The 26,813-nt window shown below is 65.5% G+C and carries 27 protein-coding genes; 7 read left to right on the forward strand and 20 right to left on the reverse strand.

Annotated features, from left to right (window positions below):
- Positions 1 to 192: 192 nt before the first annotated feature.
- From trpS to radC, 15 genes are all read right to left on the reverse strand, one after another.
- Positions 193 to 1,227 carry a tryptophan--tRNA ligase gene (trpS, locus tag EBB56_RS06955; RefSeq protein WP_045991200.1) on the reverse strand — a complete coding sequence of 345 codons (1,035 nt, stop codon included), beginning with the start codon at positions 1,225 to 1,227 and terminating at the stop codon, positions 193 to 195.
- Positions 1,228 to 1,331: 104 nt separating this feature from the next.
- On the reverse strand, positions 1,332 to 2,447 hold the full coding sequence (gene ald, locus EBB56_RS06960; protein ID WP_124803492.1) for an alanine dehydrogenase: 1,116 nt from the start codon (positions 2,445 to 2,447) through the stop codon (positions 1,332 to 1,334).
- A 213-nt stretch (positions 2,448 to 2,660) separates the two neighbouring features.
- Positions 2,661 to 3,341 (reverse strand): response regulator transcription factor, encoded by a 681-nt coding sequence (locus EBB56_RS06965; protein ID WP_124803494.1) that lies wholly within the window; start codon positions 3,339 to 3,341, stop codon positions 2,661 to 2,663.
- Complete coding sequence (locus EBB56_RS06970) at positions 3,338 to 4,897, reverse strand: HAMP domain-containing sensor histidine kinase (protein WP_045991203.1); 1,560 nt, start codon at positions 4,895 to 4,897, stop codon at positions 3,338 to 3,340. Before EBB56_RS06970 ends, EBB56_RS06965 begins: the two co-directional genes overlap by 4 nt.
- Positions 4,894 to 6,504, reverse strand: coding sequence for an ABC transporter ATP-binding protein (locus EBB56_RS06975; protein ID WP_124803496.1), 1,611 nt, complete (start codon positions 6,502 to 6,504; stop codon positions 4,894 to 4,896). The genes EBB56_RS06970 and EBB56_RS06975 overlap by 4 nt, the downstream gene beginning before the upstream one ends.
- A complete protein-coding gene (locus EBB56_RS06980; protein ID WP_124803498.1) occupies positions 6,501 to 7,610 on the reverse strand; it encodes a DUF1611 domain-containing protein in 1,110 nt (369 codons plus the stop codon). Before EBB56_RS06980 ends, EBB56_RS06975 begins: the two co-directional genes overlap by 4 nt.
- Positions 7,611 to 7,888: 278 nt before the next feature.
- Positions 7,889 to 8,449 (reverse strand): carbonate dehydratase, encoded by a 561-nt coding sequence (locus EBB56_RS06985; protein WP_124803500.1) that lies wholly within the window; start codon positions 8,447 to 8,449, stop codon positions 7,889 to 7,891.
- Positions 8,450 to 8,663: 214 nt separating this feature from the next.
- Positions 8,664 to 9,086, reverse strand: a complete 423-nt coding sequence (locus tag EBB56_RS06990) for a TraR/DksA C4-type zinc finger protein (protein ID WP_124803502.1) — start codon at positions 9,084 to 9,086, stop codon at positions 8,664 to 8,666.
- Between the two features lie 418 nt (positions 9,087 to 9,504).
- The gene (locus EBB56_RS06995) at positions 9,505 to 9,963 is read right to left on the reverse strand and encodes a thioesterase family protein (protein ID WP_124803504.1); all 459 of its coding nucleotides are present in this window, start codon (positions 9,961 to 9,963) and stop codon (positions 9,505 to 9,507) included.
- Positions 9,953 to 10,288 carry a DUF2007 domain-containing protein gene (locus EBB56_RS07000; protein ID WP_045991209.1) on the reverse strand — a complete coding sequence of 112 codons (336 nt, stop codon included), beginning with the start codon at positions 10,286 to 10,288 and terminating at the stop codon, positions 9,953 to 9,955. Before EBB56_RS07000 ends, EBB56_RS06995 begins: the two co-directional genes overlap by 11 nt.
- Positions 10,289 to 10,466: 178 nt before the next feature.
- A complete protein-coding gene (locus tag EBB56_RS07005) occupies positions 10,467 to 11,657 on the reverse strand; it encodes a class I SAM-dependent rRNA methyltransferase (RefSeq protein WP_045991285.1) in 1,191 nt (396 codons plus the stop codon).
- A gap of 64 nt (positions 11,658 to 11,721) precedes the next feature.
- Complete coding sequence (gene mutM, locus EBB56_RS07010; RefSeq protein WP_124803506.1) at positions 11,722 to 12,642, reverse strand: bifunctional DNA-formamidopyrimidine glycosylase/DNA-(apurinic or apyrimidinic site) lyase; 921 nt, start codon at positions 12,640 to 12,642, stop codon at positions 11,722 to 11,724.
- A 155-nt stretch (positions 12,643 to 12,797) separates the two neighbouring features.
- Positions 12,798 to 12,953, reverse strand: a complete 156-nt coding sequence (rpmG, locus tag EBB56_RS07015; RefSeq protein ID WP_016856547.1) for a 50S ribosomal protein L33 — start codon at positions 12,951 to 12,953, stop codon at positions 12,798 to 12,800.
- 112 nt (positions 12,954 to 13,065) lie between these two features.
- On the reverse strand, positions 13,066 to 13,302 hold the full coding sequence (gene rpmB / locus EBB56_RS07020) for a 50S ribosomal protein L28 (RefSeq protein WP_045991211.1): 237 nt from the start codon (positions 13,300 to 13,302) through the stop codon (positions 13,066 to 13,068).
- Positions 13,303 to 13,700: 398 nt separating this feature from the next.
- Positions 13,701 to 14,375 (reverse strand): RadC family protein, encoded by a 675-nt coding sequence (radC, locus tag EBB56_RS07025; protein ID WP_124803508.1) that lies wholly within the window; start codon positions 14,373 to 14,375, stop codon positions 13,701 to 13,703.
- Between the two features lie 293 nt (positions 14,376 to 14,668).
- Between radC and coaBC the strand changes: the two genes are divergently transcribed.
- The 5 genes from coaBC (at position 14,669) to slmA (ending at position 19,657) form a co-directional block, all read left to right on the forward strand.
- Positions 14,669 to 16,015, forward strand: a complete 1,347-nt coding sequence (gene coaBC, locus EBB56_RS07030) for a bifunctional phosphopantothenoylcysteine decarboxylase/phosphopantothenate--cysteine ligase CoaBC (protein ID WP_124803510.1) — start codon at positions 14,669 to 14,671, stop codon at positions 16,013 to 16,015.
- 60 nt (positions 16,016 to 16,075) lie between these two features.
- Positions 16,076 to 16,543 (forward strand): dUTP diphosphatase, encoded by a 468-nt coding sequence (dut, locus tag EBB56_RS07035; protein ID WP_124803512.1) that lies wholly within the window; start codon positions 16,076 to 16,078, stop codon positions 16,541 to 16,543.
- A 59-nt stretch (positions 16,544 to 16,602) separates the two neighbouring features.
- On the forward strand, positions 16,603 to 17,985 hold the full coding sequence (locus EBB56_RS07040; protein ID WP_124803514.1) for a phosphomannomutase/phosphoglucomutase: 1,383 nt from the start codon (positions 16,603 to 16,605) through the stop codon (positions 17,983 to 17,985).
- Positions 17,986 to 18,006: 21 nt separating this feature from the next.
- Positions 18,007 to 18,912, forward strand: a complete 906-nt coding sequence (argB, locus tag EBB56_RS07045) for an acetylglutamate kinase (protein WP_045991215.1) — start codon at positions 18,007 to 18,009, stop codon at positions 18,910 to 18,912.
- A gap of 136 nt (positions 18,913 to 19,048) precedes the next feature.
- Positions 19,049 to 19,657 (forward strand): nucleoid occlusion factor SlmA, encoded by a 609-nt coding sequence (gene slmA / locus EBB56_RS07050; RefSeq protein ID WP_045991216.1) that lies wholly within the window; start codon positions 19,049 to 19,051, stop codon positions 19,655 to 19,657.
- A gap of 132 nt (positions 19,658 to 19,789) precedes the next feature.
- Here slmA and EBB56_RS07055 read toward each other — a convergent pair whose 3' ends face one another.
- Together EBB56_RS07055 and EBB56_RS07060 are read right to left on the reverse strand one after the other, a co-directional pair.
- Positions 19,790 to 20,230: a VOC family protein gene (locus tag EBB56_RS07055; protein ID WP_124803516.1), complete on the reverse strand. Its 441-nt coding sequence runs from the start codon at positions 20,228 to 20,230 to the stop codon at positions 19,790 to 19,792.
- A 44-nt stretch (positions 20,231 to 20,274) separates the two neighbouring features.
- Positions 20,275 to 20,727, reverse strand: a complete 453-nt coding sequence (locus EBB56_RS07060) for a DUF411 domain-containing protein (RefSeq protein WP_124803518.1) — start codon at positions 20,725 to 20,727, stop codon at positions 20,275 to 20,277.
- Between the two features lie 149 nt (positions 20,728 to 20,876).
- Between EBB56_RS07060 and EBB56_RS07065 the strand changes: the two genes are divergently transcribed.
- Both EBB56_RS07065 and EBB56_RS07070 read left to right on the forward strand, forming a co-directional pair.
- Positions 20,877 to 21,410 carry a DNA-3-methyladenine glycosylase I gene (locus EBB56_RS07065; protein ID WP_124803520.1) on the forward strand — a complete coding sequence of 178 codons (534 nt, stop codon included), beginning with the start codon at positions 20,877 to 20,879 and terminating at the stop codon, positions 21,408 to 21,410.
- Positions 21,398 to 22,558, forward strand: a complete 1,161-nt coding sequence (locus EBB56_RS07070) for a metal-dependent hydrolase (RefSeq protein WP_124803522.1) — start codon at positions 21,398 to 21,400, stop codon at positions 22,556 to 22,558. Before EBB56_RS07065 ends, EBB56_RS07070 begins: the two co-directional genes overlap by 13 nt.
- Positions 22,559 to 22,668: 110 nt before the next feature.
- Here the strand turns inward: EBB56_RS07070 and EBB56_RS07075 are convergent, their stop codons facing one another.
- The 3 genes from EBB56_RS07075 to metE all read right to left on the reverse strand — a co-directional run bounded on the left by EBB56_RS07075 (position 22,669) and on the right by metE (position 26,730).
- Positions 22,669 to 23,274 (reverse strand): FMN-dependent NADH-azoreductase, encoded by a 606-nt coding sequence (locus EBB56_RS07075; RefSeq protein WP_124803524.1) that lies wholly within the window; start codon positions 23,272 to 23,274, stop codon positions 22,669 to 22,671.
- Between the two features lie 191 nt (positions 23,275 to 23,465).
- The gene (locus tag EBB56_RS07080; protein WP_124803526.1) at positions 23,466 to 24,221 is read right to left on the reverse strand and encodes a COG3650 family protein; all 756 of its coding nucleotides are present in this window, start codon (positions 24,219 to 24,221) and stop codon (positions 23,466 to 23,468) included.
- A 208-nt stretch (positions 24,222 to 24,429) separates the two neighbouring features.
- Positions 24,430 to 26,730, reverse strand: coding sequence for a 5-methyltetrahydropteroyltriglutamate--homocysteine S-methyltransferase (metE, locus tag EBB56_RS07085; RefSeq protein ID WP_124803528.1), 2,301 nt, complete (start codon positions 26,728 to 26,730; stop codon positions 24,430 to 24,432).
- Between the last annotated feature and the right edge of the window lie 83 nt (positions 26,731 to 26,813).

The raw sequence follows: 26,813 nt of genomic DNA on the forward strand, positions 1-26,813 counted from the left end.
GACGACATCGCCCGTGCGCGATGCACCGGGCTCAGGCGGCGCCTGCCTGACAAGGCGTTATACCATTCTTCCTTTGTGCCCACTCTAGCACGCCGTCGAGAAAGCCCCGCAAAAGCGGGCCCTCAACGCAGGGCCCATGCGCACTTTAGCTCAGACAAGAGCGACTCGACGATGAGACGCGTATGAAACGGCTCAAACGAAGCGACCAAGCCCCGCGGCGACACGCAGTCGATCCATCAGCGGAGCAGCCTCGGCACGAGCACGCTCGGCCCCTTGAAGCAGCACCGTCTCGATATGGCCCGGATCTTCCATCAGCGCCTGGTAACGCTCACGCGGGGCGCGCAGCTGTTCGTTGAGGTGTTCGAAGACCCGGTTCTTGGCGTCCCCCCAGCCGATGCCCGCGGCGTAGTCATCACGCATGGCCTGGGTTTCCTCGGCGCTGGCGAAGGCCGAATAGATCTGGAACAGGGTGCAGGTGTCGGGATCCTTGGGCTCGCCGGGCTCCAGCGAGTTGGTCTTGATCTTGCGCACCAGCTTGAGCAGCTTCTTTTCCGGCACGAACAGCGGGATGGTGTTGTTGTAGCTCTTGGACATCTTGCGACCGTCGAGGCCACCCAATACCTGGACCCGCTCGTCCACCACCGCCTCGGGCAGGGTGAAGAAGTCACCCTTGTAGAGATGATTGAAGCGCCCGGCCATGTCTCGGGCCATCTCGATGTGCTGGATCTGGTCGCGTCCCACCGGCACCTTGTTGGCCTGGAACATCAGGATGTCGGCGGCCATCAGCACCGGATAGCCGAACAGACCCATGGTGACGCCCTTGTCCGGATCCTGGTTGCCGGCTTCGTCGTTCTCCGCCACCGCCGCCTTGTAGGCGTGGGCGCGGTTCATCAGGCCCTTGGCACAGACGCAGGACAGCATCCAGGTCAGCTCGGGAATCTCGGGGATATCGGACTGGCGATAGAAGATGGCGTTGTCGGTGTCCAGCCCCAGCGCCATCCAGGTGGCGGCGATCTCGAGGCGCGACTGCTGGACCCGCTGCGGGTCCTGACACTTGATCAGCGCGTGCAGATCGGCGAGGAAGTAGTAGGACTGCACGTTGGGATCGAGGCTGGCCTCGATCGCCGGCTTGATGGCCCCGACGTAGTTGCCCAGATGGGGGGTACCGGTGGTGGTGATACCGGTCAGCACCCGGGTCTTGTCGGAAGCGGTGGTCGTTGCGGACATGGACGGCACTCTAGTATCGGCAAATGCCCGCTATGGTAACGCCAAGGCCTGTGGATGGCGACCGGGGCGACAGCGCCGCCCCGGCCGACCCTTGGCCAATCACATCAGCCGAGCACGCTGTCCACGCTGATCACCGGCAGCGAGAAGGCCTCCCCTACGGCTGCGTAGGTGAGCTGGCCGTCATGGACATTGAGACCGGCGGCGAAGTGACGATCCTCACCGAGCGCCCGGCGCCAGCCCTTGTCGGCCAGTGCCACCACGAACGGCTGGGTGGCGTTGGTCAGGGCCTGGGTCGAGGTGCGCGCCACCGCACCCGGCATGTTGGCGACACAGTAGTGGACGACGCCGTCCACCACGTAGGTCGGCTCGGCGTGGGTGGTGGGCCTGGAGGTCTCGAAGCAACCGCCCTGATCGATGGCCACGTCCACCAGCACCGCCCCCGGCTTCATTTCCGACAGCATGGCGCGGTTGATCAGCTTGGGCGCCGCCGCCCCCGGGACCAGCACCGCCCCGATGATCAGGTCCGATTCGCGCACCGCTTCTTCCACTGCATCGGCGCAGGAAAACACCGTCTTCATGCGCCCCTGGTAGCGATCATCCAGGGTCTCGAGGCGCGGGATCGACTTGTCCAGCACGCTGACATCGGCGCCCAGCCCCAACGCCATGCGGGCGGCGTTCTCGCCGACGACGCCACCGCCGATCACGGTAACCTTGGCAGGCGGCACCCCAGGCACCCCGGGCAGCAGCACACCCGCACCGCCCTGGGCCTTTTCGAGGCTGTGGGCACCGGCCTGCACGGCCATGCGTCCGGCCACGGTGCTCATCGGCGCCAACAGTGGTAGTCCGCCCTGAGGCGCGGTGATGGTCTCGTAGGCGATGCAGGTGGCGCCGCTGTCCAGAAGCCCCTTGGTCAGGGGTTCTTCGGCGGCCAGATGCAGGTAGGTGAACAGGGTGTGCTGGGGGCGCAGCCGGGCCACCTCTTCGGGCTGGGGCTCCTTGACCTTGAGGATCAACTCGGCGCCATCGAACAGCGCGTCCACGTCGGCCTCGATGGTGGCACCGGCAGCTTGATAGGCCTCGTCGGCAAAACCGGCGCCCTCACCCGCGCCGGCCTGCACGACCACCGCGTGGCCACGCTCGGTCAGCTCCCGCGCACCACTGGGGGTCAGGGCGACACGGTACTCATGGTTCTTGATTTCCTTGGGGACGGCGATCTGCATGGCGACTCTCCCATCGATTCGTACAACAGATTTTTTATCGTCACCCACAGTGAAGCACAGGAATTTTTTGCCAATAAACCCCCGGCGAAAAAACGGAAAGATCAGAAAACTTCACCCTCAAAGACCTTTGAACTTTCTTCCCAGGCCCCTAAAAACAGCAAGACACACCAAGACGTGAAGTTCTGCCCCGGAGGCACCCGATGGCAAAGAGCCTCACACGTCTTGAGCGTCGTAGCGGTATCCGGCGCCGCGGACCGTAGTGATGCGCGAGGCGTGGTCGCCGAGCTTACGCCGAACCCGCCCCACGTAGACATCGACGGTATTGGTCATGGGGTCTTCGTTGAGCCCCCAGACCGCGTTGAGGATACGTTCACGGCTCATCACACGCCCGGCATTGCCGAGCAATAGCGCCAGCAGATCGCGCTCCTTGATCGATAACTCGACGACCTCACCGTCGACCTTCAGGCACAGCGCCTCGCGATCGAACTGCACCGGGTCTCCTGCCAGCGTGCCCGGTGTCGCGCCTGCCCGTGCCCGGGCGCGTCGATGCAACGCCTCCATGCGCGCGATCAGCTCGTCGAAGGAAAAGGGCTTGCTCAGATAATCGTCGGCTCCCTTGCGAAGCCCCACGATCTTCTCATCGGTGGCATCCAGGGCCGTCAGCATCAGAATCGGGACCTCGTCGCCCCGTGCCCTGACTCGCGTGCACACCTCATGCCCGGACAGCCCCGGCAGCATGATGTCGAGCAGCACCACATCAAAACCGCCCTCCTTCAACAGCGACAAGGCGGTTTCACCATCACCGGCACGGGTGGCGGTCCACCCCTCGCCCTTGAGCCCGCGACACAGAAAGTCCGCGACCCTATCTTCGTCTTCCACTACCAGCACGTTCACGTCGTCGTGGACTCCTCGGCCATCCCTGGCACATCGATGTAGACGATCAGCCCGCCTCCCGGTCGGTCCTCCAGACCGGCGTCCCCTCCGTGGGCACGGGCGATAGCACGGACAATGGGCAGTCCCAGACCACTGCCCTCAGTGTAGTTGGTGGAGGCATTGGCACCGCGATAAAAGCGTTCGAACACCACCGCCTTGTCGACCGCCGATACCCCCCTGCCATCGTCCTCCACCGCGATTCGCCAGCCACCACCATGACGCCACAGGCGCACCACCACCCGGGGGCCCCCGTGGACCCGGGCATTCTGAAGAAGCGCCAGCACCGACTGGCGTAGACGCAGGCGATCCACCTCCACGGGGGCAACGGTCACCTCGGTCTCAAGAGACACCAGCACCGATGACAGACTGATGACATCCTTGAGAAACCCGACCAGTTCGGTGGGTTGCGGTTGCAGGCGCAATTCGCCGCTCTCCTGGCGTGCGATGGTCAGCAGGTCGTCGATCAGAGCAGCAGTATGGCCGGCCGCCTCACGGGCACGACGCAACGCCTCGCGGTAGTCGTCCTCGTCGGGTTGGCGCGCGCGCAGTACCACGTCGCATTCGCCCTGGATGATGGTCAACGGTGTGCGCAGCTCGTGGCTGACATCGGCCAGTAGTCGACGCCGATGCCGTTCGGCCCGACGCGCTTCCTCCAGCAACCTTTCGAGTTCTCCGGTGCGATCCGCCACCGCCTCCTCCAGCGCGCTGTTCTGGCGCTCGAGCGCGCGCCGCTGGGAGTGCACGTCTGCACCCATCTGATTGAGCAGACGGCTGATGCGGCCTAATTCGTCACCGCCGGAGACCTTGATGGCATGACCGAAGGCCCCCCCGTGCATACGCTCGACGCCCGCCATCAGCCTCTGAAAGCGCCGCGATACCCGCCAACGGTAGAACACCATGACCGCCACCGTCAGCACCACCGCCAGCAGCGCAAACCCGAGCGCCAGCCAGCGCGTCTGGCGGGCGCCCCGGGCCAATTCCTCGCGGGCTTCGCGCACCTCCTCGATCTCGCCCTCCAGGGCCACGTCCATCAGCTTGCGAAAGCGTTCATCAATGGCTTCATCGAGCAGCGCATAGAAACTCAACCAGCGGCTGACCGGATCGAGCTCCCGCTCCGAGTCGAGCAGCTCAGCGTAGCCGCGGATCACCTCGTCCAGCTGGTCCTCGAGCCTGGCCAGCAGTTCCAGCTCCTCGACTTCCTCGTCCCCTACCAGCTCGATCTCGGCGCCGATGATATCGCGGATCTCGCCGATATCCTGGCGCACCAGCTCCTGTAACCTGCGCTCCCCCTCACCGCCGTCCTGATCACCGATCAGCAAGGCATCTGCGTACTGCTTGAACAGCCGATAGCTGTGGGTCGACAGATTCAGGTGTGCTTCGTAGGAGTGATGCGCCAGGTTCATGCGATCGCTCAACCAGGTACTGCGCTCGACGCTCCAGTAGGCCAACACCGCTCCGGTGCAGGCCATCGTCAGCAAGACCAGGGTATAGGCGGTTACCACACTGATGATTTTCATGACCCCAGTTTACTGTTCCCGCAGACGGAAGGCGTTTTCGGATGATCCATGTTCTCCGACAGGCGCAGCAACATGCCGGCACCGCCGGTGACCGAATCAGGTAGATTGTGCACCAGGGTCGCCGGGCAGCGTGCGTCAAGCAGCGTGAACAGCTCGACGGCGTCCTTGAGCAGCGGCCACAGGTAACTGTCGACCACCACCAGATCAGGGCGCGACAGCAGCGCCTGGACCAGAGCCACCCGCAGGGACTCACCAGGGGTCAGGTTGTGCCCTGCTTCCTCGATCCGCCCATCCAGACCTCCCAGGCGAGCGATCGCAGGGCCTAGACCACACTCTCGCGCCACCCGGCCGATGTCGTCATCGTCGGGGCGCGCGGCGGCCCCCATGGTCAGCGCGCGGCGCAGGCTGCCCCTGAGCAAGGCGGGGCGATCACCGATACAGGCGATGGCCGGCTCGGTCGGCAAGCCGTCAAACCGCAGTCGCCCCGCCTCGGGTGCACGCCGCCGTGCCAGCACCGCCAGCACCCGCGACGCCAAATCGGGATCGTCGGTGGCGAGACACACCCGCTGGCCCGCGCGAATACGCAGATGCAGGGTGCAGCCACCCACCCGCAGGTGCTCCAGATCCAGCGGCACAGGCCGTCCACGTCGACGCACTCGCGGCAAAGCCTCGGTCCGCGCGAGCAGTGCCCGACACTTGTCGCGGGCGACACACCAGGCGCTGTAGCGATCCCAGACGCCGATACATTCGCGCACTGGTACCACCAGAATCGCCAGCACCGACAGCGCCGCGGCGGCGTCCGCCGCCGCCAGACCAAAGCGCGCCGTAGCCCACAGCACCGCCGCTCCACCAAGCCCCAGAGAAGCGTTGGGCAGCGCACGCAGCAGCGATACCCGACGTACGCGACGCACGGCGTCCTCGGCACTGCGACGTCCCTTGCGCTCCAGGCTGGCGATTTCACGGGGCAGGCGATTCATCAACGCCAGCTCGCGGGCGATGGGAATCCGCTCCATCGCGGCAATGGCCACCCCGGCACGCCGCCTTCGCAGATCCCGATGCAGGCGGCCCAGCGCCAGACCCAGCCCGGCGGCCAGCGCCACGGCGACGAAGATGGGTAGCATGCCGGCCAGCGCCAGGACGGGATCGATCAGCCACAGGCACAGCGCCGCCATGGGAAAGACCACCGCCGCAGACACCAGCCGAGTGATGCCCATGCCGACCCAACCCCGGGCCGCCGTCAGGTCACCGACAAAGCGCAGCGACAGCCCTCCGAGGCGACGACCGGCACGCTCGGCACCGAGGGCAGCGATGGCGTGGAAGACGACGCTGCGAAGATCCACCGCGTAGCTCTGGCCGATGGCCTCGCCCCGGACCCTGGCCAGTGCCTGACAGGCAGCGATCACCAGCGCCGCCGCCGCCAGTATCAGCAGCGAGGTCAGCGGCAGTTGGGTGGAGGCCGAGCCGGGCGTCGAACGCAGTGCGACGAAGACATCGCGGGTGGCGAAGGCCGTGGCCATCATCAGCCCAGCCTGGATGATCCCCAAGCCCACCACCAGCGCGATATGGCGGCCTCTGCCACGCCCCGAGAGTTCGGGAAGCTCACTCATGCGGCGACACCCGTGGCAAGACGGCTATCCTCTGTCAGGTCATTGAACATGGTCTGACCGAGACGCCTTCTGATGATTGGCGCCACCAGCCTCGATACCGCCTCGGGGTCGCACAGCGCCTCACGCTTGACCACCGGCAGCCCGGTCTCGCCGCTGGCTTCACGGCTACCCAGCGCCGACAGACTGACCATCCCCGCCAGGGCAAAGGGCGTTTGGCCATGACGTTTGAGCACCGACACACCCCCGACCGCACCCAGCGCATCCGGAGCCGCGAACAGGATACCGTCCAGGCGCTCGATGATCGTGGAATCCGCCAGGATGGCAGCGGTCTCGTCCTGGAACACCCCGTCGGCGATTTCCACCACCACCACCTCGGCACCGCGCGCCGCCGCACCTCCGACCAGCGCCTCGAAGCCACGTTCGATGCGCTCGAGCGGACAGCGGAAGGTCGACGCCATGCCGGCATCGGTAAAGTCACTGACGGCCACCGAGGCGTCGGCGAAGGCGTTGAAGTCACCAAAGGCGCCGGTGCCGGTGGCCTTGACCCCCTCCACCGCAAAGCCCGCACGTTGGAGGCCGTGAGCAAGGCTCACCGCCGCCGTAGTCTTGCCGGCATTCATCGAAGCGCCGAACACCCCAAGCACCACCACATCGTCGGGGATACGCGCATCTGCGATAGCATAGCGGTCAATATTGATCACCTCGCCATGAAGGTCGGCGAGAAAACCCAGCGGTCGCAACTGAGTGGGGCGAGCCATCCTGGCATGTGCCGCCTCGACCTTGCCGGCGATGCCGCCGCCGGCCAGCAGATCCATACGCACATCCACCTCAGCGCGGCCCATGAATTGATCCGGTGCGTAGCGATCTCCCACACACAGCACCAGCAGATCACCGGGATAGCTCTCGCTGGGACGGCCGCAGGCCAATTGGACCCGCTTGTGCTGCCCGACCTGGAGGAGTTCACACAGGATCAGGTCACCGGCGCGCACTGGATGGTCGAGACTGACCAGGGAACGGACGTCATCGCGCCTGGCGCGGCGGGTGGTAAAGGCCCACTTGGCGGTGGCGGGGACGGCGAAGGGAGTCACGGCAGCGGCACAGGTCATGGCGGTAATCCTCTGGGATGAAGGCACATCCCGAGGCTACCGTGGGCCGCTCGTTGCATCCTGTCAGGCGAGTGAGCGCGGCATTAAGCCCACATGAACACAAGCTGACAAGGCGTGAAAAAACGCGTAGCGGATTGGCGACAGCGAACAACCGTCGCCGACAAAGGGTGATAACCCCCTCCTTCGCCTTGCATCAGGCGCACAAGCGCTTGCGGTTGCCAAACCTCCCGTCTCGCCGCCCGGAGGCCATCCGCCTATCCTCGAACCAGGGCGCCGGGCTAGAAAGAGTTCTGGATCTGCCTATACCCTTCCACCAGGCTATTGTTGGTGCGGGCCACGTCTTCGGAAAACGCTGAATCCTGGACCGTTACTCGGGACAGGGTGTCCAGATCGGTCCCGGGGCCAATGCGCTCGGTGGACGGCACATAGAAGTCGTCGGGAAGGTCGCAACCATCTACCACGGCGTTATGGCGCACCACCGCGCCCTTGCCGATAGTGCAGTTAAACAGCACGCTGTTGAAACCGATAAAGGCGCTCTCTCCGACCACGCAGGGACCGTGCACGATGGCGCGATGCGCAATCGACGTGCGTGCACCAATGATCACCGCCGCGCCGGACTTGGAGTGGATGACGACGCCGTCCTGGATATTGGAGTGGGCGCCGATGATCATCGGCTCCATCTTGCCATCGGCATCGACCTCATCGGCACGAATGACCGCGTAGGGGCCGATGAAGACGTTCTCCTCGACGATCACCCGCCCACAGAGAATGGCCGTGGGATCGACAAAGGCGCTGGGGTGGACAACCGGCAAATCACCGTAGGGATTCTTGCGAATCATTCATGCTTCCTTGGTTGTGATTCCTGCGAATCAGATAGTAATCGTCGCCCGGCGTAGTCGGCATGGGCGAATCTTGATGCGACATACGCCACCGCCTTCGCTGAGCCGGTTGGATCATCCGTGGACAAGCCCACCGAGCAGGCACTCGTCCGGACTCAGCATCGCCCTTGGGGCGGCCATCACGGTCACAAGCGGTGGATGCTTACCGGCGCCGCTACTTCCGCGTCCTGGCGAAGTGATGTTCTCTCTGTTCCTGGCGCTGCTTGGCTTCGAGACACAGCCGCGCCGTTGGCCGGTGCAACAGCCGGGGAAGTCCGATGGGAACGCCGGTCTCCTCGCAGTAGCCGTACTCACCCGTCTCGACGCGCTTCAAGGCGCTGGCGATATTGGCCAGCAAGCGGGTTTCCCTGTCGGCTTGGCGAAGCTGCAGCTGAAGCTCTTCCTCCTGGGCTGCCTGATCCAGATCGTCGCTCGACCTTTCTCGAGCCGACATGCGCAGGCGAACCTCCTGCAGTCGCTCCTCGACCAGCGCCCGTTCCTGCAGCAATCGGCATCGAAAGAACGCCAGTTGCTCACCGTTCATGTAGTCGTCGTCCGGCATCTCGAGAAGATGCGCTGCGTCATCCATCGTTGGCATCTCACCGCTCCTCCCGCCGCGCCGATTGCACAAGGCGTCTGAGACCATCACACTCGCACAAAATGTTATGTTATAACATATCTGTTAAGTGGCACAACACACCCGCAAATCTTGACTCCCAGGGCCACCTCGCTGAGGCGGTCGTTGACCACGTCGCCGTCCACGGCCACCAGGCTGACCCTCCCGCCTCTACCTCGTGGTCCAAAGTGCTGCAGTTCTTCCATGAACCCAGGGAGTCTTTAGACGCATTCAGGAACAAAGTGCGACCTATCACACCCAGGGTCAGGACAAAAAAGCTGCCAGTATTGAGATTCGCCAACTCGACACCCAGGGTGCCAGAAAATTGCCGGAAGGGGCGGAGGCCAGCTGTGTACGCTCAGGTCTGTGTGGTCAGGTCCCTGTCGTCAGGACGTTATCGTCAGCTTTCCGCGACCAGGGCGCCGCCGTAGGCGCTGACGAATTCGGGAGGAAGACGGCGGGGACGGCCGCTTGAGAGAGCGATGCAGGCGTAGCGGGTACGTGCACGCAGCAGGGTGACACCATCCTGCGGGCGTATCAGTTGAAAGCGGCGGGTCAGGGTCAGGCGCGAGTCGCAGGCGACGATCCAGGTGGCCATGGCCAGGCGTTCGCTCTCGAAACCCGGCGCCAGATAGTCGAGTTCGTGACGGTGCACCGCCATGGCGCGATCCAGCGCCCGGTAGTGTTCCAGGGTCAGACCCAGCTGGCCGGAGTGCTCCCAGCTGGCCTGTTCCACCCAGCGCAGGTACTGGGCGTTGTTGACGTGGCCATAGTGGTCGATGGCCTCGGGCGCCACCAGGATGTCGATCACGAAGGGCCGGGGCAGATCCCAGTCGAAGGCACCGTGTTCAGCGGTCATGATCGTCCTCCTTGCGGCCACCGCAGTTCCAGCAGGTATCGAAGGCCCCTTCGAGCTCCTCGCCGCAGGCCCGGCAGCGCCAGGCGCTGTCCGGCGCTGGCTCCTCGAGCGCCTGTTTCACCAGCGCTTCGGCTCGCTCACGGTTGTGCTCGGCGACCCACACCTGGGGCTCGCACTCCAGCGGCGGCAGCTCCCCGGCGCCACCGCCGAGGGTCATGTTGCGCAGTTCGCAGGGGATCCCGGCGGCGTCGAGCAGGTTGCGCACGTGGCCCACCAGCAGGGCGTTGCCGTGGGAAAAGATCAGGGTCCAGGGAACCTCGGTCATGGTGTCTTCCTTGGCGCGGGCTTGCCCAGGCACGATGTGACACTTCCATCGCCCGAGGCAAGCCCCTGCGCCTTTTTCGGCCCAGCTAGTTCGGCCCAGCTAGTTCGGCCCAGCGTGTTCAGCCACGGCGAGTCACGTCGCGCCTATCTAGCTCATGCCTTGTTCAATCGCGCCTTGCTCAGTCGCGAAAGACGCGCACACCGAGCGCCTTGAGGTAGGCGGTTTCGGGGATCGCCGGGTGCACCGGGTGATCCGGTCCCTGGTGGCCCTGGAACAGGATCTGTCCCTGACGATCCTGGTGACGTACCGCACCGCGCACCACGTCGACCAGGCGATCCTGTGCCAGGTGCATGGAGCAGGAGGCGGACAGCAGCAGGCCATCGCGACCCAGCAGGCGCATGGCGTCGCGATTGAGTCGGGCGTAGGCACGCTCGCCGTTGGCGATATCCTTGCGCCTCTTGATGAAGGCCGGCGGATCGAGCACGATCACGTCGAACTTCTCGCCGTCGGCCTTGAGCGCCGCCAGCGCCTCGAAGGCGTCGCCGTGACCCACAGCGACCCGCTCGTGCTGGCCGTTGAGCGCGGCGTTCTCGGCGACGCGATCCAGCGCTGACTCGCTGGCATCCACGCACAGCACTTCGCTGGCGCCATGGGCCGCCGCCTGCACGCCCCAGCCACCGACGTAGCTGAACAGGTCCAGCACCCGCTTGCCAGCCACCCGCTGATTGAGCCAGGCGCGATTGATGCGGTGGTCGTAAAACCAGCCGGTCTTCTGGCCGTCGAGCACGGGGGCGGCGAACTGCACGCCGTTCTCTTCCAGCAGCACCTGCTCCGGCAGCTCGCCCTTGACCACCTCTACCACCTCGCTGAGGCCTTCCTGACGACGACCACTGGTGTCGTTGCGCAGCACCACACAGGCAGGGGACAGCACCTTGTCGAGTGCGTCGAGCAGCTCGTCCTTCACCGCTTCCATGCCGGCGGTGTTGAGCTGGACCACCAGCACCTCGGCGTAGCGGTCGATGACCAGCCCCGGCAGCAGATCGGCCTCACCATGGACCAGGCGATAGAACGGCTTGTCGAACAGGCTCTGGCGCAGCGCCAGGGCCTGATTCAGGCGATGCACCAGCAGCGAGCGATCCAGCCGCATGCTCGGGTCACGCGAGACGATGCGGGCGCAGATCAGCGAGTTGGGATTGACGTAGGCCAGACCCATGGGCTTGCCATTGGCGGCCTCGACGATGACCTGCTCACCGACTTCGAGCCCCTTGAGCGGCGTCTCGGCGATGTCGATCTCGTTGGAATACAGCCACAGGTGGCCGGACTTGAGGCGACGATCGGCGTTCTTTTTCAGGCGCAGCGGACGAGTCACGGTGATCACTCTCTCTACGGAAACTACATGAATAATTGGGCGAGCCCTTCAAGCATCGACAGGACTAACGTTGGCAACGAGGGCAAAACACACTGGCGCGCTGCCCCAGAGTCACGTGCTTCAGCTCACCGCCACAACGGCGGCAGGGTGCGCCGGCACGCCCATAGACGTTGAGGCGCTGGGCGAAGTAGCCGGGTTCGCCGGTGCCGCTGACGAAGTCGCGCAGGGTGGTGCCGCCCTGGGTGATGGCCGCGGCCAGCACCTCCTTGGCGGCGGCGGCCAGGCGATCGTAGCGCTCGCGTCCGATGCGACCGGCAGCGCGGCGCGGATCGATACCGGCCAGAAACAGCGCTTCGCTGGCGTAGATGTTACCCACCCCGACGACCACGGCGTTGTCCATCAAGAACGGCTTCACCGCCGCCTGGCGCCCCCGCGACAGGGCGTACAGCCGGGCGCCGTCGAAGGCCTGCGACAACGGCTCGGGGCCTAGCCGCGACAAGCGGGTATCGTGGGCCTCGTCGTCCCGGAGCCAATCGACGAAGCCGAAACGACGCGGGTCGTGATAGCGCAGGATGACGCCGTCCTCGAGCACCAGGTCCACATGGTCGTGTTTCCTGGGCAGCTCACCGAGGCGGGCAATACGCAGGCTACCGGACATGCCCAGGTGCCAAAGCAGGGTGCCCTTTTCGCGCACTCCGCCGCCGTCGTCCGACCGGGACGCGGCCGTACAGGTACCCTCGGTGCTGGCGACCGTCTCGCCGTTCTCGACGCTTTCACCGCCCTCGCCCGACAGCACCGGCAGCAGCAGGTACTTGGCGCGACGGCGAATCTCGCCGAAGCGGGCGCCGATCAGACGATCGGCGAGATCCTCAGGCACCGGCACCCGCAGGCGCGACTGGCGCACCAGCACCTCACGGATCTCGCGCCCTTGTACGTGGGGGGCGATGCCGCGCCGGGTGGTCTCGACTTCGGGAAGCTCGGGCATGGCGCACCTGAGGCCTGGGGTTAGAGCGGCGAGCAGCGAGCGACATCATGCCATCGCCCAGGGCCGCTGACAGGGACATACGCAAGAACCCGACCTCGGGGCCGGGTTCTCGGTAACAGGCGACAACTCGCCTGCGGTGGAAGCGAGATCAAGCCTTACTTGATCTTGGCTTCCTTGTACATCACGTGCTTGCGAACCACCGGATCGAACTTCTTCATTTCCATCTTGTCCGGAGTGTTACGCTTGTTCTTGTCGGTGGTGTAGAAGTGGCCGGTACCGGCGCTGGACACCAGACGAATCTTGTCACGCATGAGACTTCTCCCAGTTTGCCGCCTGGTACGCGTCGTGCACACCAGGCCAGTCATTCAAGTCGGCGGAGGCCGTTCGCTTAGGCGAACCAGTTGGCTCCCGAGGACGTCATCCTTAGATGGCGTCGCCGCGCTTACGGATATCGCTGAGCACCTCTTCGATGCCCTTCTTGTCGATGATGCGCATGCCCTTGGAGGAAACACGCAGGGTCACGAAACGCTTTTCGGACTCGACCCAGAAGCGATGGCTGTGAAGGTTCGGCAAGAAACGACGACGGGTCTTGCGCTGGGAGTGTGAAACGTTGTTACCAGTCACCGGGCGCTTGCCGGTAACCTGACATACTTTGGACATGAGAGCCTCCAACCGCGTGGCGAGTTGTTCAAAACCTGTCGGGCAAACCGGGAAGGGCGAGAACCGAAGGGATGTGTCGCAGACTGGCCGCGCGGTGCCGGCGAAAGTCCGCATTCATCATGCCCTCAGCAACCTCGAGCCCTGTCATGAGCCCCGTGCTTTTGACCCAAGGGAATTCAAAGGGTGCACTTTATACCAGACCCTGCCTCCATGGGCAAGGGATACACCAACGTTCGCCAGGTCGCTCGCTCACGGCCCGTGTCGAGGTGCTCGAAACGGCTCCGCTGCGTCGACGGCGATGACGTGACGTGTTCGGGTAGAGAGTCGCCCGGCCAGGACGCGATAGGATCGAGACGATCCTCGCCCCGCCTGGGCCAGCTCTCTTTGCGCGCGGCGCATTATACCCAACCTCGCTCGGCAAATGACACCACTTCTGCGTCTCCCACCACAAAATGATCCAGTACACGGATATCGAACAGGCCCAGCGCCTCTTTCAGGCGATCGGTGATACGCCGGTCGGCATCACTGGGCTCGGCCACCCCGGAGGGATGGTTGTGGCACAGGATCAAGGCGCCCGCCCCCAGCGCCAGGGCACGTTTGGCCACCTCACGTGGGTACACCGAGGCGCTGTCCAGGGTGCCGCGAAACAGCACCTCGAAGCGGATCACCCGATGCTGGGCGTCGAGAAACAGTGCGGCGAAGGCCTCGTGGTCCAGATGACGAAGCTGAGCGGAAAGAAAGGTCCTGACCCGCGCGGGAGAATTCAGCGCCTGACCCCGCTCCAGATAGCTCGCCAGATGACGGCGCGACATCTCCTGGGCGGCCTGCAGCTGAACGAAGGTGGCAAGCCCCAGGCCACGCTGGGCACAGACCTCCTGCTGATGCGCCTCGAGCAGGGCACGCAGTCCGCCGAAGGCACCCAGTACGTCCCGTGCCAGGTCCACCGCGGAGCGTCCTGCCACCCCGACCCGCAGCACAATTGCCAGCAGCTCGGCGTCGGATAGCGCGGTGGGCCCCAGCGTCAGCAGCTTCTCGCGAGGGCGCTCGCCCTCTGGCCAGTCTCGTATCGACATCCCTGTCTCCTGCTCCGTTGCTCTCGTCACACCCTGTCGTCACATCCTCTCGACACGCTCTGTCATCACACCCTCTTCTCACACGCAGCCGCCACATCCTCTTCTCACACTCTCTTCTCACACTCTCTTCTCACACGCTCTTGTCACATCCTCCCCTCACGCCCTGTCGGCGAGCGCCGACATACCCGTTGAGTCTAGTGCGGTCTGCCTGATCTGGAGCCAGGGTGCGCGGCTACGCATGATCCGGTACCGGTGGTAAGGTAGAGGGCTGACTCTGGCTGCGGACTTTTTTCATGTTGCACGCTCCCTCCTCTTCCGGTTGCGGCCTGACCGGCTCAGGCCCCGGCGGCCTGCGCCCCGGGCAGCGGGTTGTGCTGGGCATCAGCGCCGGTATTGCCGCCTACAAGAGCGCCTCTCTGGCCCGACTGCTGGTGCAGGCGGGCTGCGAGGTGCAGGTAGTGATGACAGAGGGAGCCCAGGCCTTCATCACGCCACTGACGCTGCAGGCGCTGACCGGACGCGCGGCGCGCACCTCGCTGCTGGACCCCGACGCCGAGCTCGGCATGGGGCATATCGAACTCGCCCGCTGGGCCGACCTTATTCTGATCGCCCCCGCCACCGCCGACCTGATGGCGCGCCTGGCCCAGGGCATGGCCGACGATCTGTTGACCACCGCTTGCCTGGCCAGCGACGCCCGGCGGATGCTGGCCCCGGCGATGAACCAGGCCATGTGGCGCCATCCGGCGACCCAGCGCAACGCCGCCCGGCTGGTCGAGGATGGCTGGGCCCTGCTGGGGCCCGACCAGGGCGACCAGGCCTGTGGCGACGTCGGCCCGGGACGCATGATGGAACCGGAGGCCATTCTCGGCGCCCTGCTGGATGCCGGCTCTCCCTCCACGCCCCGGACAGCGACAGGCGTCGTGGGAGAGAAAGGCGAAGCAGTGCCCCCGGACGCAGACCTTCATGTGGTGATCACCGCCGGCCCCACCCGGGAGCCGCTGGATCCGGTGCGCTACCTGTCCAATCACAGCTCCGGCAAGATGGGTTTCGCCCTGGCCGAAGCGGCCCGGGACAGTGGCGCCCGTGTCACCCTGATCGCCGGCCCCGTCAGTCTGCCGACGCCCTCGGGCGTTGCCCGCCACGACATAGAAACCGCGGAAGAACTGCTCGCCGCAGCCGAAGGGCTGATGGATGGCTGCGACATCTTCATCGGCTGCGCGGCGGTGGCGGACTATCGCGCCGAGGCTCCGGCCGAACACAAGATAAAGAAGCGCGATGACGACGACGGTCTTACCCTGAAGCTGGTCAAGAACCCCGACATCATCGCCACCCTGGCTGCCCGCGATCCGCGTCCGCTGATGGTCGGCTTCGCCGCCGAGACCCGCGACGTGGTGCGCTACGCCGAGGGCAAGCTCGCGCGCAAGGGGCTCGACATGATCGTCGCCAACGACGTCTCCCGGGAGGGACTCGGCTTCGGCTCGGACCGCAATGCCGCAACCCTGGTGTGGCGCGACGGCGAGTCTCTCGCCCGCCGCGAAGAGACCGACCAGGACAAGGCCAGCCTGGCCCAAGCCATCATCGCCCAGGCCCGAGCCTGCCTCGAGGCGCGACGTCAGACGGTGCGGCCGAACCCGCGCTGAGCCACGACACCACTTATTTATCAGGAAGCCTGTCTGGCTGCCCAAGACCAAGGACCTTTCATGCACGACACTGCCTCGCGCCCTCGCCTCGCCGTCAAGATTCTCGATGAACGGATCAAGGAGCGCATGCCCCGCTACGCCACCGACGGCTCGGCCGGGATGGACCTTCACGCCCTGCTCGACGCGCCGCTGACGCTGGCCCCCGGGGATTGCGATCTGGTCCGCACCGGGCTCTCGATCCATATCGCCGATCCGGGCCTGGCCGGCATGATCCTGCCCCGCTCGGGGCTTGGCCACAAACACGGCATCGTGCTCGGCAACCTGGTCGGCCTGATCGACTCCGACTACCAGGGCGAACTGATGGTGTCGGTGTGGAACCGATCGACCACCGCCTTCACCCTCGAGCCCTTCGAACGTCTGGCCCAGTACGTGCTGGTGCCGGTGGTCCAGGCCGAGCTGGAAGTGGTCGAGGACTTTTCCGAGAGCCTTCGCGGCGGCGGCGGTTTCGGCAGCTCCGGCCGCCACTGACGCCCCAGGTTCGACTACCCGTTCATTCAAGCGCCACGTCAAAAGGACAGGACCCTCATATGACTCAAGTCCCCTCCACGATCTTTCGTGCCTACGATATTCGAGGCGTCGTCGACGAGACCCTGACCGAAGCCGGGGTCGAGGCGATCGGCCAGGCCATCGGCAGCGAAGCCCAGGCCCGCGGCGAATCCCGTGTAGTGGTGGCCCGCGACGGGCGACTCTCCGGCCCGCGACTGATCAAGGCCCTGACCCGCGGCCTCACCGCCAGCGGCTGTGACGTGGTCGACATCGGCATGGTGCCGACGCCGGTGCTGTACTTTGCCACCCACACCCTGGAAGGCACCCGCTCCGGGGTCATGCTGACCGGCAGCCACAACCCGCCGGACTACAACGGCCTGAAGATGGTGCTGGGGGGCGAGACGCTCTCTGGCGAGGCGATCACCGCGCTCTACACTCGCCTTCAGAACGGCGATCTGCGCGAAGGCCAGGGCCAGGTGTCCGAGCACGATGTGCGTGACGCCTACCTGAAGCGCATCCTCGACGACGTCTCGCTGTCGGGCTCGATCAAGGCGGTGGTGGACTGCGGCAACGGTGTGGCCGGTGAACTGGGCCCGCGCCTGGTCGAACAGCTCGGTGCCGACACCGTGCCGCTGTTCGAGGACATCGACGGCAACTTCCCCAACCACCACCCGGACCCCGGCAAGCCGGAGAACCTCAAGGACCTGATCCACGCGGTGGCCGAGCACGGCGCCGACATCGGTCTGGCCTTCGACGGTGACGGCGACCGCCTCGGCGTGATCACCCCCAAGGGGCGCCTGATCTACCCCGACCACCTGCTGATGGCGTTCGCCGAGGACATGCTCAGTCGCAATCCGGACGCCCGGGTGATCTTCGACGTCAAGTGCACCGGCAAGCTGATCGAGGTGATCGAGAAGGCCGGCGGCACGCCGGAGATGTGGCGCACCGGCCACTCCCTGATCAAGGCACGGATGAAGGAAACCGGCGCCCTGCTGGCCGGCGAGATGAGCGGCCACATCTTCTTCAAGGAACGCTGGTATGGCTTCGACGACGGACTCTATGGGGCCGCCCGCCTGCTCGAGATCCTGTCGCGCTTCGACGGCGACGCCGACACCTTCTTCGATCGCTATCCGCAGAACCTGAGCACCCCGGAGATCAACATCGAGGTCACCGACGAGACCAAGTTCGACCTGGTCGCGCGCCTGGCCCGGGAAGGTGACTTCGGTGACGAGGGTGTCAAGACCACCCTGGACGGCATCCGCGTGGACTACCCGGATGGCTGGGGTCTGTGCCGCGCGTCCAATACCACGCCGATGCTGGTGCTGCGCTTCGAGGGTAACGACGCCGCCGCGCTGGAGCGCATTCGCACGCGCTTTGCCAGTGCGCTGGCCGACGTGGACGCTTCGCTCACCCTACCCAACTGACGTGCAGGAGACATGACGCCCATGAGCGAACAGGCACGCGATCCGCGCCTGGTGGTGGAGGTCCTCTCCGAGGCCCTCCCCTATATCCAGAAATTTTCCGGCAAGACCGTGGTGGTCAAGTATGGCGGCAACGCCATGACCGAGGACGCCCTGATCGACTCCTTCGCCCGGGACATGGTGCTGATGAAGGAAGTCGGCATCAATCCGGTGGTGGTCCACGGCGGCGGCCCCCAGATCGGTGATCTGCTGGCCAAGCTCAACATCGAGTCGCGCTTTGTCGGTGGCATGCGTGTCACCGACGCCGAGACCATGGACGTGGTCGAGATGGTGCTCGGCGGACTGGTCAACAAGGATATCGTCAACCAGATCAATCAGTGCGGCGGCAAGGCCATCGGCCTGACCGGCAAGGATGGCGCCCAGATCCGCGCGCGCCAGCTCAAGGTCGAGCATCAGAGCCCGGAAATGACGGCGCCCGAGATCATCGACATCGGCCATGTGGGCGAAGTGGAACACGTCTCCACCGACCTGATCGAGATGCTCGCCGCCCGGGATTTCATTCCCGTGATCGCCCCCATCGGGGTCGACGGCGAGGGTCGCAGCTACAATATCAATGCGGATCTGGTGGCCGGCAAGGTGGCCGAGGCGCTCGGCGCCGAGAAGCTGATGCTGCTGACCAACGTGGCCGGGTTGATGAACCGCGACGGAGAGGTGATGACGGGACTTTCCACCGCTCAGGTCGACGAATTGATCGCCGACGGCACCATCCACGGTGGTATGCTGCCGAAGATCCGCTGCGCCCTCGACGCGGTCAAGGACGGGGTCGTCAGCGCCCATATCGTCGATGGCCGGGTGCCCCACGCCACCCTGCTGGAGATCTTTACCAACGCGGGTGTCGGCACCCTGATCACCAACGAATCGCCCAACTGAAGTACCCGTACCAGGGCGATACGAAAGCGACACGATAACGACGCAAGGAAGTGCGAACCGGGCACAAGCTCCGGACGCAAGGGAACTCGCCCGCCGGCGCCCCGGCGGGCCATCAACGACAAAAGAATTCGATATCATGACGCAGGAAAAGACCCCAAGTCGGCGGGACCAGATACTGCAGGCGCTGGCCCTGATGCTGGAAGAAGACAGCGGCAAGCGCATCACCATCGCCGCCCTGGCGCGCCAGGTCGGCGTCTCGGAGGCAGCGCTCTACCGCCACTTCCCGAGCAAGGCCAGGATGTACGAGGGCCTGATCAGCTTTATCGAGGAGACCCTGTTCGAGCGCATTACGCGCATCCTCGACGAGCAGCAGGAGGCGCTGCCGCGCTGCCATCAGATCATGACCCTGGTGCTGGCCTTCACCGAAAAGAACCCGGGCCTGTCGCGGCTGTTGGGCGGCGACGTGCTGACCGGCGAGACGGCGCGACTGAGGCAGCGTATCCACCAGTTGTTCGAGCGGCTGGATACCCAGTTCAAGCAGGTACTACGCGAGGCGGAGCTGCGCGAGGGTCGCCGGCTGGCGATGCCGGCCAGCGCCGGCGCCAACCTGCTGACCGCCCAGATCGAGGGACGCATCGCCCAGTACGTGCGCAGCGACTACCGCCACCGCCCCACCGAGCACTGGGAAGACCAGTGGCCGGCACTGTCGTCACACCTGCTGAGAGACAGCGCCATCCCCGCCTGAGCAAACGACGCCCGCGCGGCGGGTCACGTGGCAAGCTGCAAGACAAGGCGTCGATGGGGGAGTCAGCTCCCCCATCCCTTCGCGCCCCTTCGGCGCCGCTCGCTGGCACGATCGACAGCGGCCCTTCGCTCGCTACCAGCTGCCGGTGTTCTCCATCGAGGCCCAGGGCTCGGCGGGTTCCAGGGCGTCGCCCTTCTGCAGCAGTTCCACCGAAATGCCGTCCGGACTCCTGACGAAGGCCATATGGCCGTCGCGGGGGGGCCGGTTGATGGTCACACCGTTGTCCATGAGCTTCTGACACAGGGCGTAGATGTCATCGACGCGATAGGCCAGGTGGCCAAAGTTGCGTCCGCCCTGGTACTCCTCCGGGTCCCAGTTCCAGGTCAGCTCGAGCTCCGGCGCGTTGAGCTGGCTTGAGCGCTCCTCGTCCTCTGGCGCCACCAGGAACACCAGGGTAAAGCGTCCCTTGTCGTTGTCCTTGCGACGCACCTCCTTGAGGCCCAGCAGGTCGCAATAGAAGTGCAGAGAGGCGTCAAGGTCGCTGACACGCACCATGGTGTGTAGAAATTGCATTCGGGTCTCCTCGGGGTTCAGGGGGCCGCGTCTGCTGCGCGGGCTCAGGGGTAACGGGCCACTACCATGGCGCGCGCATCATCGGCTGTAAAGCCGAGCACCGCGTAGTCATCGAGGCGGCCGGTCTCCATCCCGGGCGAGCCATGGGGCATGCCCGGCACCGCCAGACCATCGATATCCGGCGACGCCTCCAGCAGCCAGGCCACCTGCTCGGCGGGGACATGGCCCTCGATCAGGTAGCGCCTGCCGTCTTCATTGGTCAGGGTAGCGGTATGACAGGACGCCAACGCCTGGGGAACCCCCAGGCGCTGCTTGACCGACGCCATGTCGGGGCTATCGTGAAGACGCACCTCGAAGCCGGCCTCACGCATATGCTCGGCCCAGGCGCTGCAGCAGCCGCAGTGGGGATCCTTGTGCATGTCCAGGCCGGCGGCCAGTGCAAGCGGGCTGAAGACACCCATGAGAACGGCGCCCAGGGCGCGAGAAAGACGTGTCATCGCGTATGATCTCCTGACGGAAAAAGAGAAGGACAGGCCTCAGGATCGCAGAATCGCGCCATCAAGGGTATGCCGAGTCGGTACCCTTTTGTCGTAGCGCAGGTCGGTCCCAGGGGAATCGAGACACCTTACCAACAAGAGCAAGCCGCATGAGCGAGTACTGCGACCTGGCCCCGGGGCATCCGCTGCACGGGCCCTACCATGACAGCGAATACGGGTTCCCGATCCGAGGCGAGTCCGACCTGTTCGAGCGCCTGGCACTCGAGATCAATCAGGCCGGTCTGTCGTGGCTTACGGTGCTGAAGAAGCGCGAGGGCTTCAAGCGCGCCTTCGACGGCTTCGACGTCGATCGGGTCGCCGCCTACGACGACGACGATCGGGCACGTCTGCTGGCCGACGCCGACATCATTCGTCACCGCCTGAAGATCGAGGCGGTGATCCACAACGCCCGGGTGATCCAGGCCATGCGGGAGTCCCACGGCGGCTTCCAGGCCTGGCTCGATGCCCACCACCCACGTGAGCACGCGGACTGGGTGAAGCTGTTCAAGCGTCACTTTCGCTTTACCGGCCCGGAGATCGTCAAGGAGTTCCTGATGAGCGCGGGCTACCTGGCCGGCGCCCACCGCGACGACTGCCCGGTGCAGGCCCGAATACTGGCGGCGGCGCCACCATGGACTCGCTGACCCAGGCCGCCCTCGGCGCGGCCCTGGGAGGCGCGGTTCTGGGCCGTCACCTGGGCCGCAAGTCATTGCTCGCCGGCGCGGTGGTCGGCAGCCTGCCGGACCTGGACGTGCTGATCGACTACGGCGACGCCGTGGCCAACGTCACCTACCACCGTGGCTTCAGTCATTCGCTCTTCGTATTGACGGGGCTCTCGCTGGTGCTGGCCGGGCTAGCTCAGCGACTGGCCGAGCGACTGGCCGAGCGTCGGGCCAGACGCCCTGCACAGGGACTGGGCTTGAGCTTAAGCCCGGCACAGGGCCTGGGCTTGCAGCACCTTGGCTTGTTGCGCTGGTGGCTGTTCTTCTGGCTGTGCCTGGTGACCCATCCGCTGCTGGACTCGCTGACCACCTACGGCACCCAGCTGTGGTGGCCACTCGAGGTCACCGCGCCCAGCGCTACCCCGCTGGTGTTCATCATCGACCCGGCCTACACCCTGGCCTTGCTGGTCGCTCTGGTGATCGCACTGTGGCGTGGCCATCGGCCAGCGACCTTGCAACGCGCCGCCAGCTGGGGCCTGGTGATCTCGACGCTGTACCTGCTGCTGGCGCTGGGCGCGCGCGGCTGGGTCGATGCCAGGGCCGACGAGGCGCTCGACCGAGTGGACATGGCCGAGGCACCGCGCCTGATCCAGCCGGCGCCCTTCTCGATCCTGCTGTGGCGGGTCACCGCCGTGGACGGCGATCGCCACGCCGAGACGCTGATCGGCCTGCTCGACGGAGATACCCGCCCGGTCGTCGAACTGTTTCGACGCGGTACCGAACTCGAGGCTGCCGCCCTGGAGCTCGACAGCGGTCGCCGCCTGGCCTGGTTCGCTGGCCCCTTTGTGCGCTACGAGGTGGAGCGCAAGGGAGACGCCGAACGTCTGCTGGCCACCGACCTGCGCCTGGGCTTTCCCGGCTTCCATCCGTTTCGCTTCGCCCTGGCACAGCGCCAGGATGGCAACTGGCGCGCCCTGGAACCGACCCTGCAACTACCGATGAGCGCAAGCCAGCGCCCCATGGGGCAATTGTTCGAGCGCATGCTGTCACCACAGCCCGCGCTGTGTGTCGCTGACTTCGTCGATTCCCGCTGGCAGCTGGGCGCAGGCGACGACTGCGACGCTCGCTGACACCCGGCCGGGTGTCGGCCTCTTCCCTGAGCAACGATCACCATACGCAAGCCGCCGTGGCCAGGGCCACGGCGGCTTGCGAATCAGTGTCTTCAGACGTCGGGCGCGGCTTACAGCCTGGCGATCAGCGCCTCGATCTCGGCGTGGGCAGTGGTGAGGGCCGCTTCCTTGTGTTCGTCACCCATGCTGAGCCCTTCGGCAAACACCGTCTCGACCTCATTGATGCCGATCAGGCCCAGCATATGGCGCAGGTGCGGTGTCTGGGTATCCAGAGCACTACCGGCGTACTGACCGCCGCGAGCGCCCAGCACGATGGCACGCTTGCCCTCGAGCAGCCCCACCGGGCCATTCTCGGTATAGCGGAAGCTCTTGCCCGCGCGCAGGATACGGTCGAACCAGGCCTTGAGCTGGGAGGGAATGCCCAGGTTGTACAGCGGCACGGCGAGCACCAGCACGTCGTGGGCCTCGAGCTCGGCGAGACGCTCATCGGAGCGCGTCGCCAGCTCGCGCTGTGCCTCGCTGCGCTCTGCGTCCGCCACCTGCCAGCTGGACAGCTCCTCGAGGCCCAGGTGTGGCAGGTCGTCGGCGACCACGTCGCGATGGGTGATCTCGATATCGTCACGCTGGCGCGCCAGGCGCTCGAAGTGGCGTGCCAGCTGGGTGGACTGGCCCTGGTCGGCGAGGATGGATGAGGTGACAAGCAGTACGCGGGTCATGGCGAGCTCCTGTGGAAGATGATGTCTGCGCACAGTTTACCGCCAATAAAATTGTCGAAAAGCGAATAAATCTCGGAATATCTTTCGATAAAAACGAATAAAGCGCCGCTCGGCGCTTTATTCGCGTGTGCTGGCTACACAAGCCAAGGACGCTTTCGTCGGCTTGCCAAGCGCGTCCACGTCGCCCCCCGTCAGGGCGCGATGCCCTGCCCACACCCCTGCAGCTGACGTCCGTTGACGTTCAAGGTGACCTGGGCCGGCCAGGGCGTGCCCGCCATATCATCGAAGCAGGCACCGGCCTCGATGCGCAGCTCGAAGGGCGCATCGGCGCGGCCGCTTTCCAGGATCACTCGACCGGCACCGTTGTCCAGGGTGGTGACGCGATAGGGCAGGCTCACTTCACGCTCGCCGTAGTCCAGACTCATGTCAATGCGCGGCACGTCATTGGCCAGTTCGAGGTGCCAGCCTGGCTCGTTGCCCCGGGCCAGGAACATCACCCCGGGCTTGTCGCTGCGCCGCAGGGAGTCGCGGCGGGTACGGGCCTCGCACTCGAGCCGACCGCGGGAGCTCTTGATCACCGCCCGCTCACCAATGATATGGGCGCTGAGTTCCCCTCGCTGGTAACGCTCGCCCTGGTCCACCACCGCCTGGGGCAACTGCTCGGCACCGTGGGTGGTCCACAACCTGAGCGAATCCTCCTGGGTCGCCGAGACCATGTCCTGACTCGGCGAACAGCGCCAGCCAACGAAGGTAGCGCCATCACCGACAAAGTAGGCAGAGGGCAGCAGCGGCGCCTTCTGCTCCACCGGCGCATCGGTAAAGGAACCGCGCCGCTCCGCGCGATCGGTCTGCTCGCTGGCAGGACCGGGAGCGCTGGTAGTGGCGCACCCCACCAGTCCACTCAGCATCACGACAAGGAGGGGTGAGACGACAGCGGGACGACACATGACAGGCTCCTTCGATCACGACATCAGTACGATTCCGTGGCCCCGCCAGGTGCCGTCTGGCGTGTCCCTGTCGGGGCCTACTGGCGAAGCTTACCAGCCACATCGTCAAAAGGCGCGGCTCTGCCACCATGGGATCGCCCCCTCGCACAATCGACGAACTTTCAACCGCGCTTCCCGGCGTCATGGGCCCTCTAGTGCTGCGCGGTCGTCAGGCGTGGCGTCGACGCAGCTCCTTGGCGGCCTGGACCATATTGGCCAGCGCCGGCGTCACCTCATCCCACTGACGGGTCTTGAGGCCGCAGTCCGGGTTGACCCACAGCCGCTCCAGCGAGATGCGCTCGGCGGCCTTTTCCATCAGCGCCACCATCCAGTCCACCTCGGGCAGGTTCGGTGAATGGATGTCGTAGACCCCCGGTCCGATCTCGTTGGGATAGTCAAAGTCACGGAAGGCGTCGAGCAACTCCATGTCGGAGCGCGAGGTCTCGATGGTGATGACGTCGGCGTCCAGCTCGGCGATGGAGGCGATGATGTCGTTGAACTCGGAGTAGCACATGTGGGTGTGGATCTGGGTCGCGTCCGCTACACCGCTGGCCGACAGGCGGAACGCCTCCACCGCCCAGTCCAGATACTCCTGCCACTCGGCCTTGCGCAGCGGCAGCCCTTCCCGCAGCGCCGGCTCGTCGATCTGGATGGCGCGAATGCCTGCCGCCTCCAGGTCACACACCTCGTCACGCAGTGCCAGGGCGATCTGGCGGCAGGTGGTCGCGCGAGGCTGGTCATCGCGCACGAAGGCCCACTGCAGCATGGTCACCGGGCCGGTCAGCATGCCCTTCATCGGCGCCCCGGTCAGCGACTGGGCGTAGCGGCTCCACTCCACCGTCATCGGTGCTGGACGGCTCACGTCGCCGAACAGGATCGGTGGCTTGACGCAGCGTGACCCATAGCTCTGTACCCAGCCGAAGCGGGTGAAGGCGTAACCGTCGAGCTGCTCACCGAAGTACTCGACCATGTCGTTACGCTCGGCCTCGCCGTGGACCAGCATGTCCAGGCCCAGCTCTTCCTGCAGCCGCACCGCCTGGGCGATCTCCTCGCGCATCCTGGCGTGGTAGTCGTCAGCGGACAGGCGTCCTGCCTTGTGGTCACGACGGGCAGCGCGAATCTCGGCGGTCTGGGGGAAGGAGCCGATGGTGGTGGTCGGAAACAGCGGCAGTCCAAGGGCGCGACGCTGCTGCTCGGCACGCTGCAGATAGGGGCTCGGGCGCTGGCTGTCGGCCTCGCCAAGCGCCGCCAGGCGTGCACCGACCTCGGGACGATGAATCCGTGGCGACTGACGCCGCGAGGCAATCGCCTGCACGCAAGCCGCCAGCAGCGCCTCGTCTTCGGGTCGCACCCGGCCAGCGAGCAGTCTTGCCAGGGTCACGGTCTCGTCGAGCTTCTGGCGAGCGAAGGCCAGCCAGCTTCTGAACTCGGCGTCGAGCTCGGTCTCGCGCTCCAGGTCCACCGGCACATGCAGCAGCGAGCAGCTGGGGGCGATCCACAGACGCTCGCCCAGACGGCTGGCGGCGTTGGTCCACTGATCGCGCAGGGCAGCCAGGTCGGCACGCCAGATGTTGCGTCCGTCGATAACGCCCAGCGACAGCACCTTGTGAGGCAGCAGACGGTCGACCACCGTCTCGACCTCCTGTGGGGCACGCACGGCATCCAGGTGCAGCCCCGCCACCGGCAGATTGACCACCAGGGTCAGGTTGTCGCCGAGGCCGCCGAAGTAGTTGGCCACCAGCAGCTTGACCCCTGACCCCTGCAGATGATGGTAGGCACGTTCGAAGGCTACCTTCCAGTCGCTGGGCAGGTCCTGGGCCAGGGCCGGCTCATCGAGCTGCACCCACTCCACACCCAGCTTGGCGAGTCGGGCGAACACCTCGGCGTAGACCGCCAGCACACCATCGAGCAGCGCCAGACGATCGAAGGACGACTCGCCCCGCTCCTTGCCGAGCCACAGCCAGGTCAGCGGCCCGACCAGTGCCACCTTGACCGCGTGCCCCTGCTGCTGCGCCTCGACGACCTCGTCGAACAGCCGCGTGCTGGCCAGGCGGAAGTCCTGCCCCTGGTGCAGTTCCGGTACCAGATAGTGATAGTTGGTATCGAAGTACTTGGTCATCTCGCAGGCGGCAGCGGGCTCCCCGCTGGGTGCGCGGCCCCGGGCCATGCGAAAGGCGGTGTCCAGATCGACTTCACCACGCTCGAGCTCGGCCTTGGCAGCAAAACGCGCCGGCACGGCACCCAGCAGCAGCGACACGTTGAGCACCTGGTCATAGAAGGCGAAGTCGCCCACCGTCACCAGGTCCAGTCCCGCCTCGCGCTGGTCCTGCCAGTGACGCTTGCGCAACTCGCGACCGGTGGCCTCCAGGCTGGCTCGATCGGCATCGCCCTTCCAGTAAGCTTCGGTGGCGCGCTTGAGCTCGCGGTCGGCACCGATGCGGGGATACCCCAGAATATGAGAAAAAGTCATGGTGATTCACCTTGATCATGAATGATACGACGAAGTGTCGCTGGCATCCGAAGGGTGAATCAAACTAAACTTCTTAATCTTTA

The sequence above is a fragment of the Halomonas sp. YLB-10 genome (assembly GCF_003856855.1).
In the GTDB taxonomy this organism is placed as follows: Bacteria; Pseudomonadota; Gammaproteobacteria; order Pseudomonadales; family Halomonadaceae; genus Halomonas; species Halomonas litopenaei.

Excerpts from the sequence above, each read along its gene's own strand:
- EBB56_RS06975 (WP_124803496.1), bottom strand. The coding sequence starts at position 6,504 with ATGAGTGAGCTTCCCGAACTCTCGGGGCGTGGCAGAGGCCGCCATATC.
- ald (WP_124803492.1), bottom strand. The coding sequence starts at position 2,447 with ATGCAGATCGCCGTCCCCAAGGAAATCAAGAACCATGAGTACCGTGTC.
- EBB56_RS07060 (WP_124803518.1), bottom strand. The coding sequence starts at position 20,727 with ATGACACGTCTTTCTCGCGCCCTGGGCGCCGTTCTCATGGGTGTCTTC.
- EBB56_RS06970 (WP_045991203.1), bottom strand. The coding sequence starts at position 4,897 with ATGAAAATCATCAGTGTGGTAACCGCCTATACCCTGGTCTTGCTGACG.
- EBB56_RS07000 (WP_045991209.1), bottom strand. The coding sequence starts at position 10,288 with ATGACCGAGGTTCCCTGGACCCTGATCTTTTCCCACGGCAACGCCCTG.
- EBB56_RS07080 (WP_124803526.1), bottom strand. The coding sequence starts at position 24,221 with ATGTGTCGTCCCGCTGTCGTCTCACCCCTCCTTGTCGTGATGCTGAGT.
- rpmB (WP_045991211.1), bottom strand. The coding sequence starts at position 13,302 with ATGTCCAAAGTATGTCAGGTTACCGGCAAGCGCCCGGTGACTGGTAAC.
- EBB56_RS07040 (WP_124803514.1), top strand. The coding sequence starts at position 16,603 with ATGACTCAAGTCCCCTCCACGATCTTTCGTGCCTACGATATTCGAGGC.
- EBB56_RS07075 (WP_124803524.1), bottom strand. The coding sequence starts at position 23,274 with ATGACCCGCGTACTGCTTGTCACCTCATCCATCCTCGCCGACCAGGGC.
- argB (WP_045991215.1), top strand. The coding sequence starts at position 18,007 with ATGAGCGAACAGGCACGCGATCCGCGCCTGGTGGTGGAGGTCCTCTCC.
- EBB56_RS07065 (WP_124803520.1), top strand. The coding sequence starts at position 20,877 with ATGAGCGAGTACTGCGACCTGGCCCCGGGGCATCCGCTGCACGGGCCC.
- metE (WP_124803528.1), bottom strand. The coding sequence starts at position 26,730 with ATGACTTTTTCTCATATTCTGGGGTATCCCCGCATCGGTGCCGACCGC.
- EBB56_RS06980 (WP_124803498.1), bottom strand. The coding sequence starts at position 7,610 with ATGACCTGTGCCGCTGCCGTGACTCCCTTCGCCGTCCCCGCCACCGCC.
- slmA (WP_045991216.1), top strand. The coding sequence starts at position 19,049 with ATGACGCAGGAAAAGACCCCAAGTCGGCGGGACCAGATACTGCAGGCG.
- mutM (WP_124803506.1), bottom strand. The coding sequence starts at position 12,642 with ATGCCCGAGCTTCCCGAAGTCGAGACCACCCGGCGCGGCATCGCCCCC.
- EBB56_RS06985 (WP_124803500.1), bottom strand. The coding sequence starts at position 8,449 with ATGATTCGCAAGAATCCCTACGGTGATTTGCCGGTTGTCCACCCCAGC.
- radC (WP_124803508.1), bottom strand. The coding sequence starts at position 14,375 with ATGTCGATACGAGACTGGCCAGAGGGCGAGCGCCCTCGCGAGAAGCTG.
- EBB56_RS07070 (WP_124803522.1), top strand. The coding sequence starts at position 21,398 with ATGGACTCGCTGACCCAGGCCGCCCTCGGCGCGGCCCTGGGAGGCGCG.
- trpS (WP_045991200.1), bottom strand. The coding sequence starts at position 1,227 with ATGTCCGCAACGACCACCGCTTCCGACAAGACCCGGGTGCTGACCGGT.
- EBB56_RS06995 (WP_124803504.1), bottom strand. The coding sequence starts at position 9,963 with ATGACCGCTGAACACGGTGCCTTCGACTGGGATCTGCCCCGGCCCTTC.
- coaBC (WP_124803510.1), top strand. The coding sequence starts at position 14,669 with ATGTTGCACGCTCCCTCCTCTTCCGGTTGCGGCCTGACCGGCTCAGGC.
- EBB56_RS07055 (WP_124803516.1), bottom strand. The coding sequence starts at position 20,230 with ATGCAATTTCTACACACCATGGTGCGTGTCAGCGACCTTGACGCCTCT.
- dut (WP_124803512.1), top strand. The coding sequence starts at position 16,076 with ATGCACGACACTGCCTCGCGCCCTCGCCTCGCCGTCAAGATTCTCGAT.
- EBB56_RS06990 (WP_124803502.1), bottom strand. The coding sequence starts at position 9,086 with ATGCCAACGATGGATGACGCAGCGCATCTTCTCGAGATGCCGGACGAC.
- rpmG (WP_016856547.1), bottom strand. The coding sequence starts at position 12,953 with ATGCGTGACAAGATTCGTCTGGTGTCCAGCGCCGGTACCGGCCACTTC.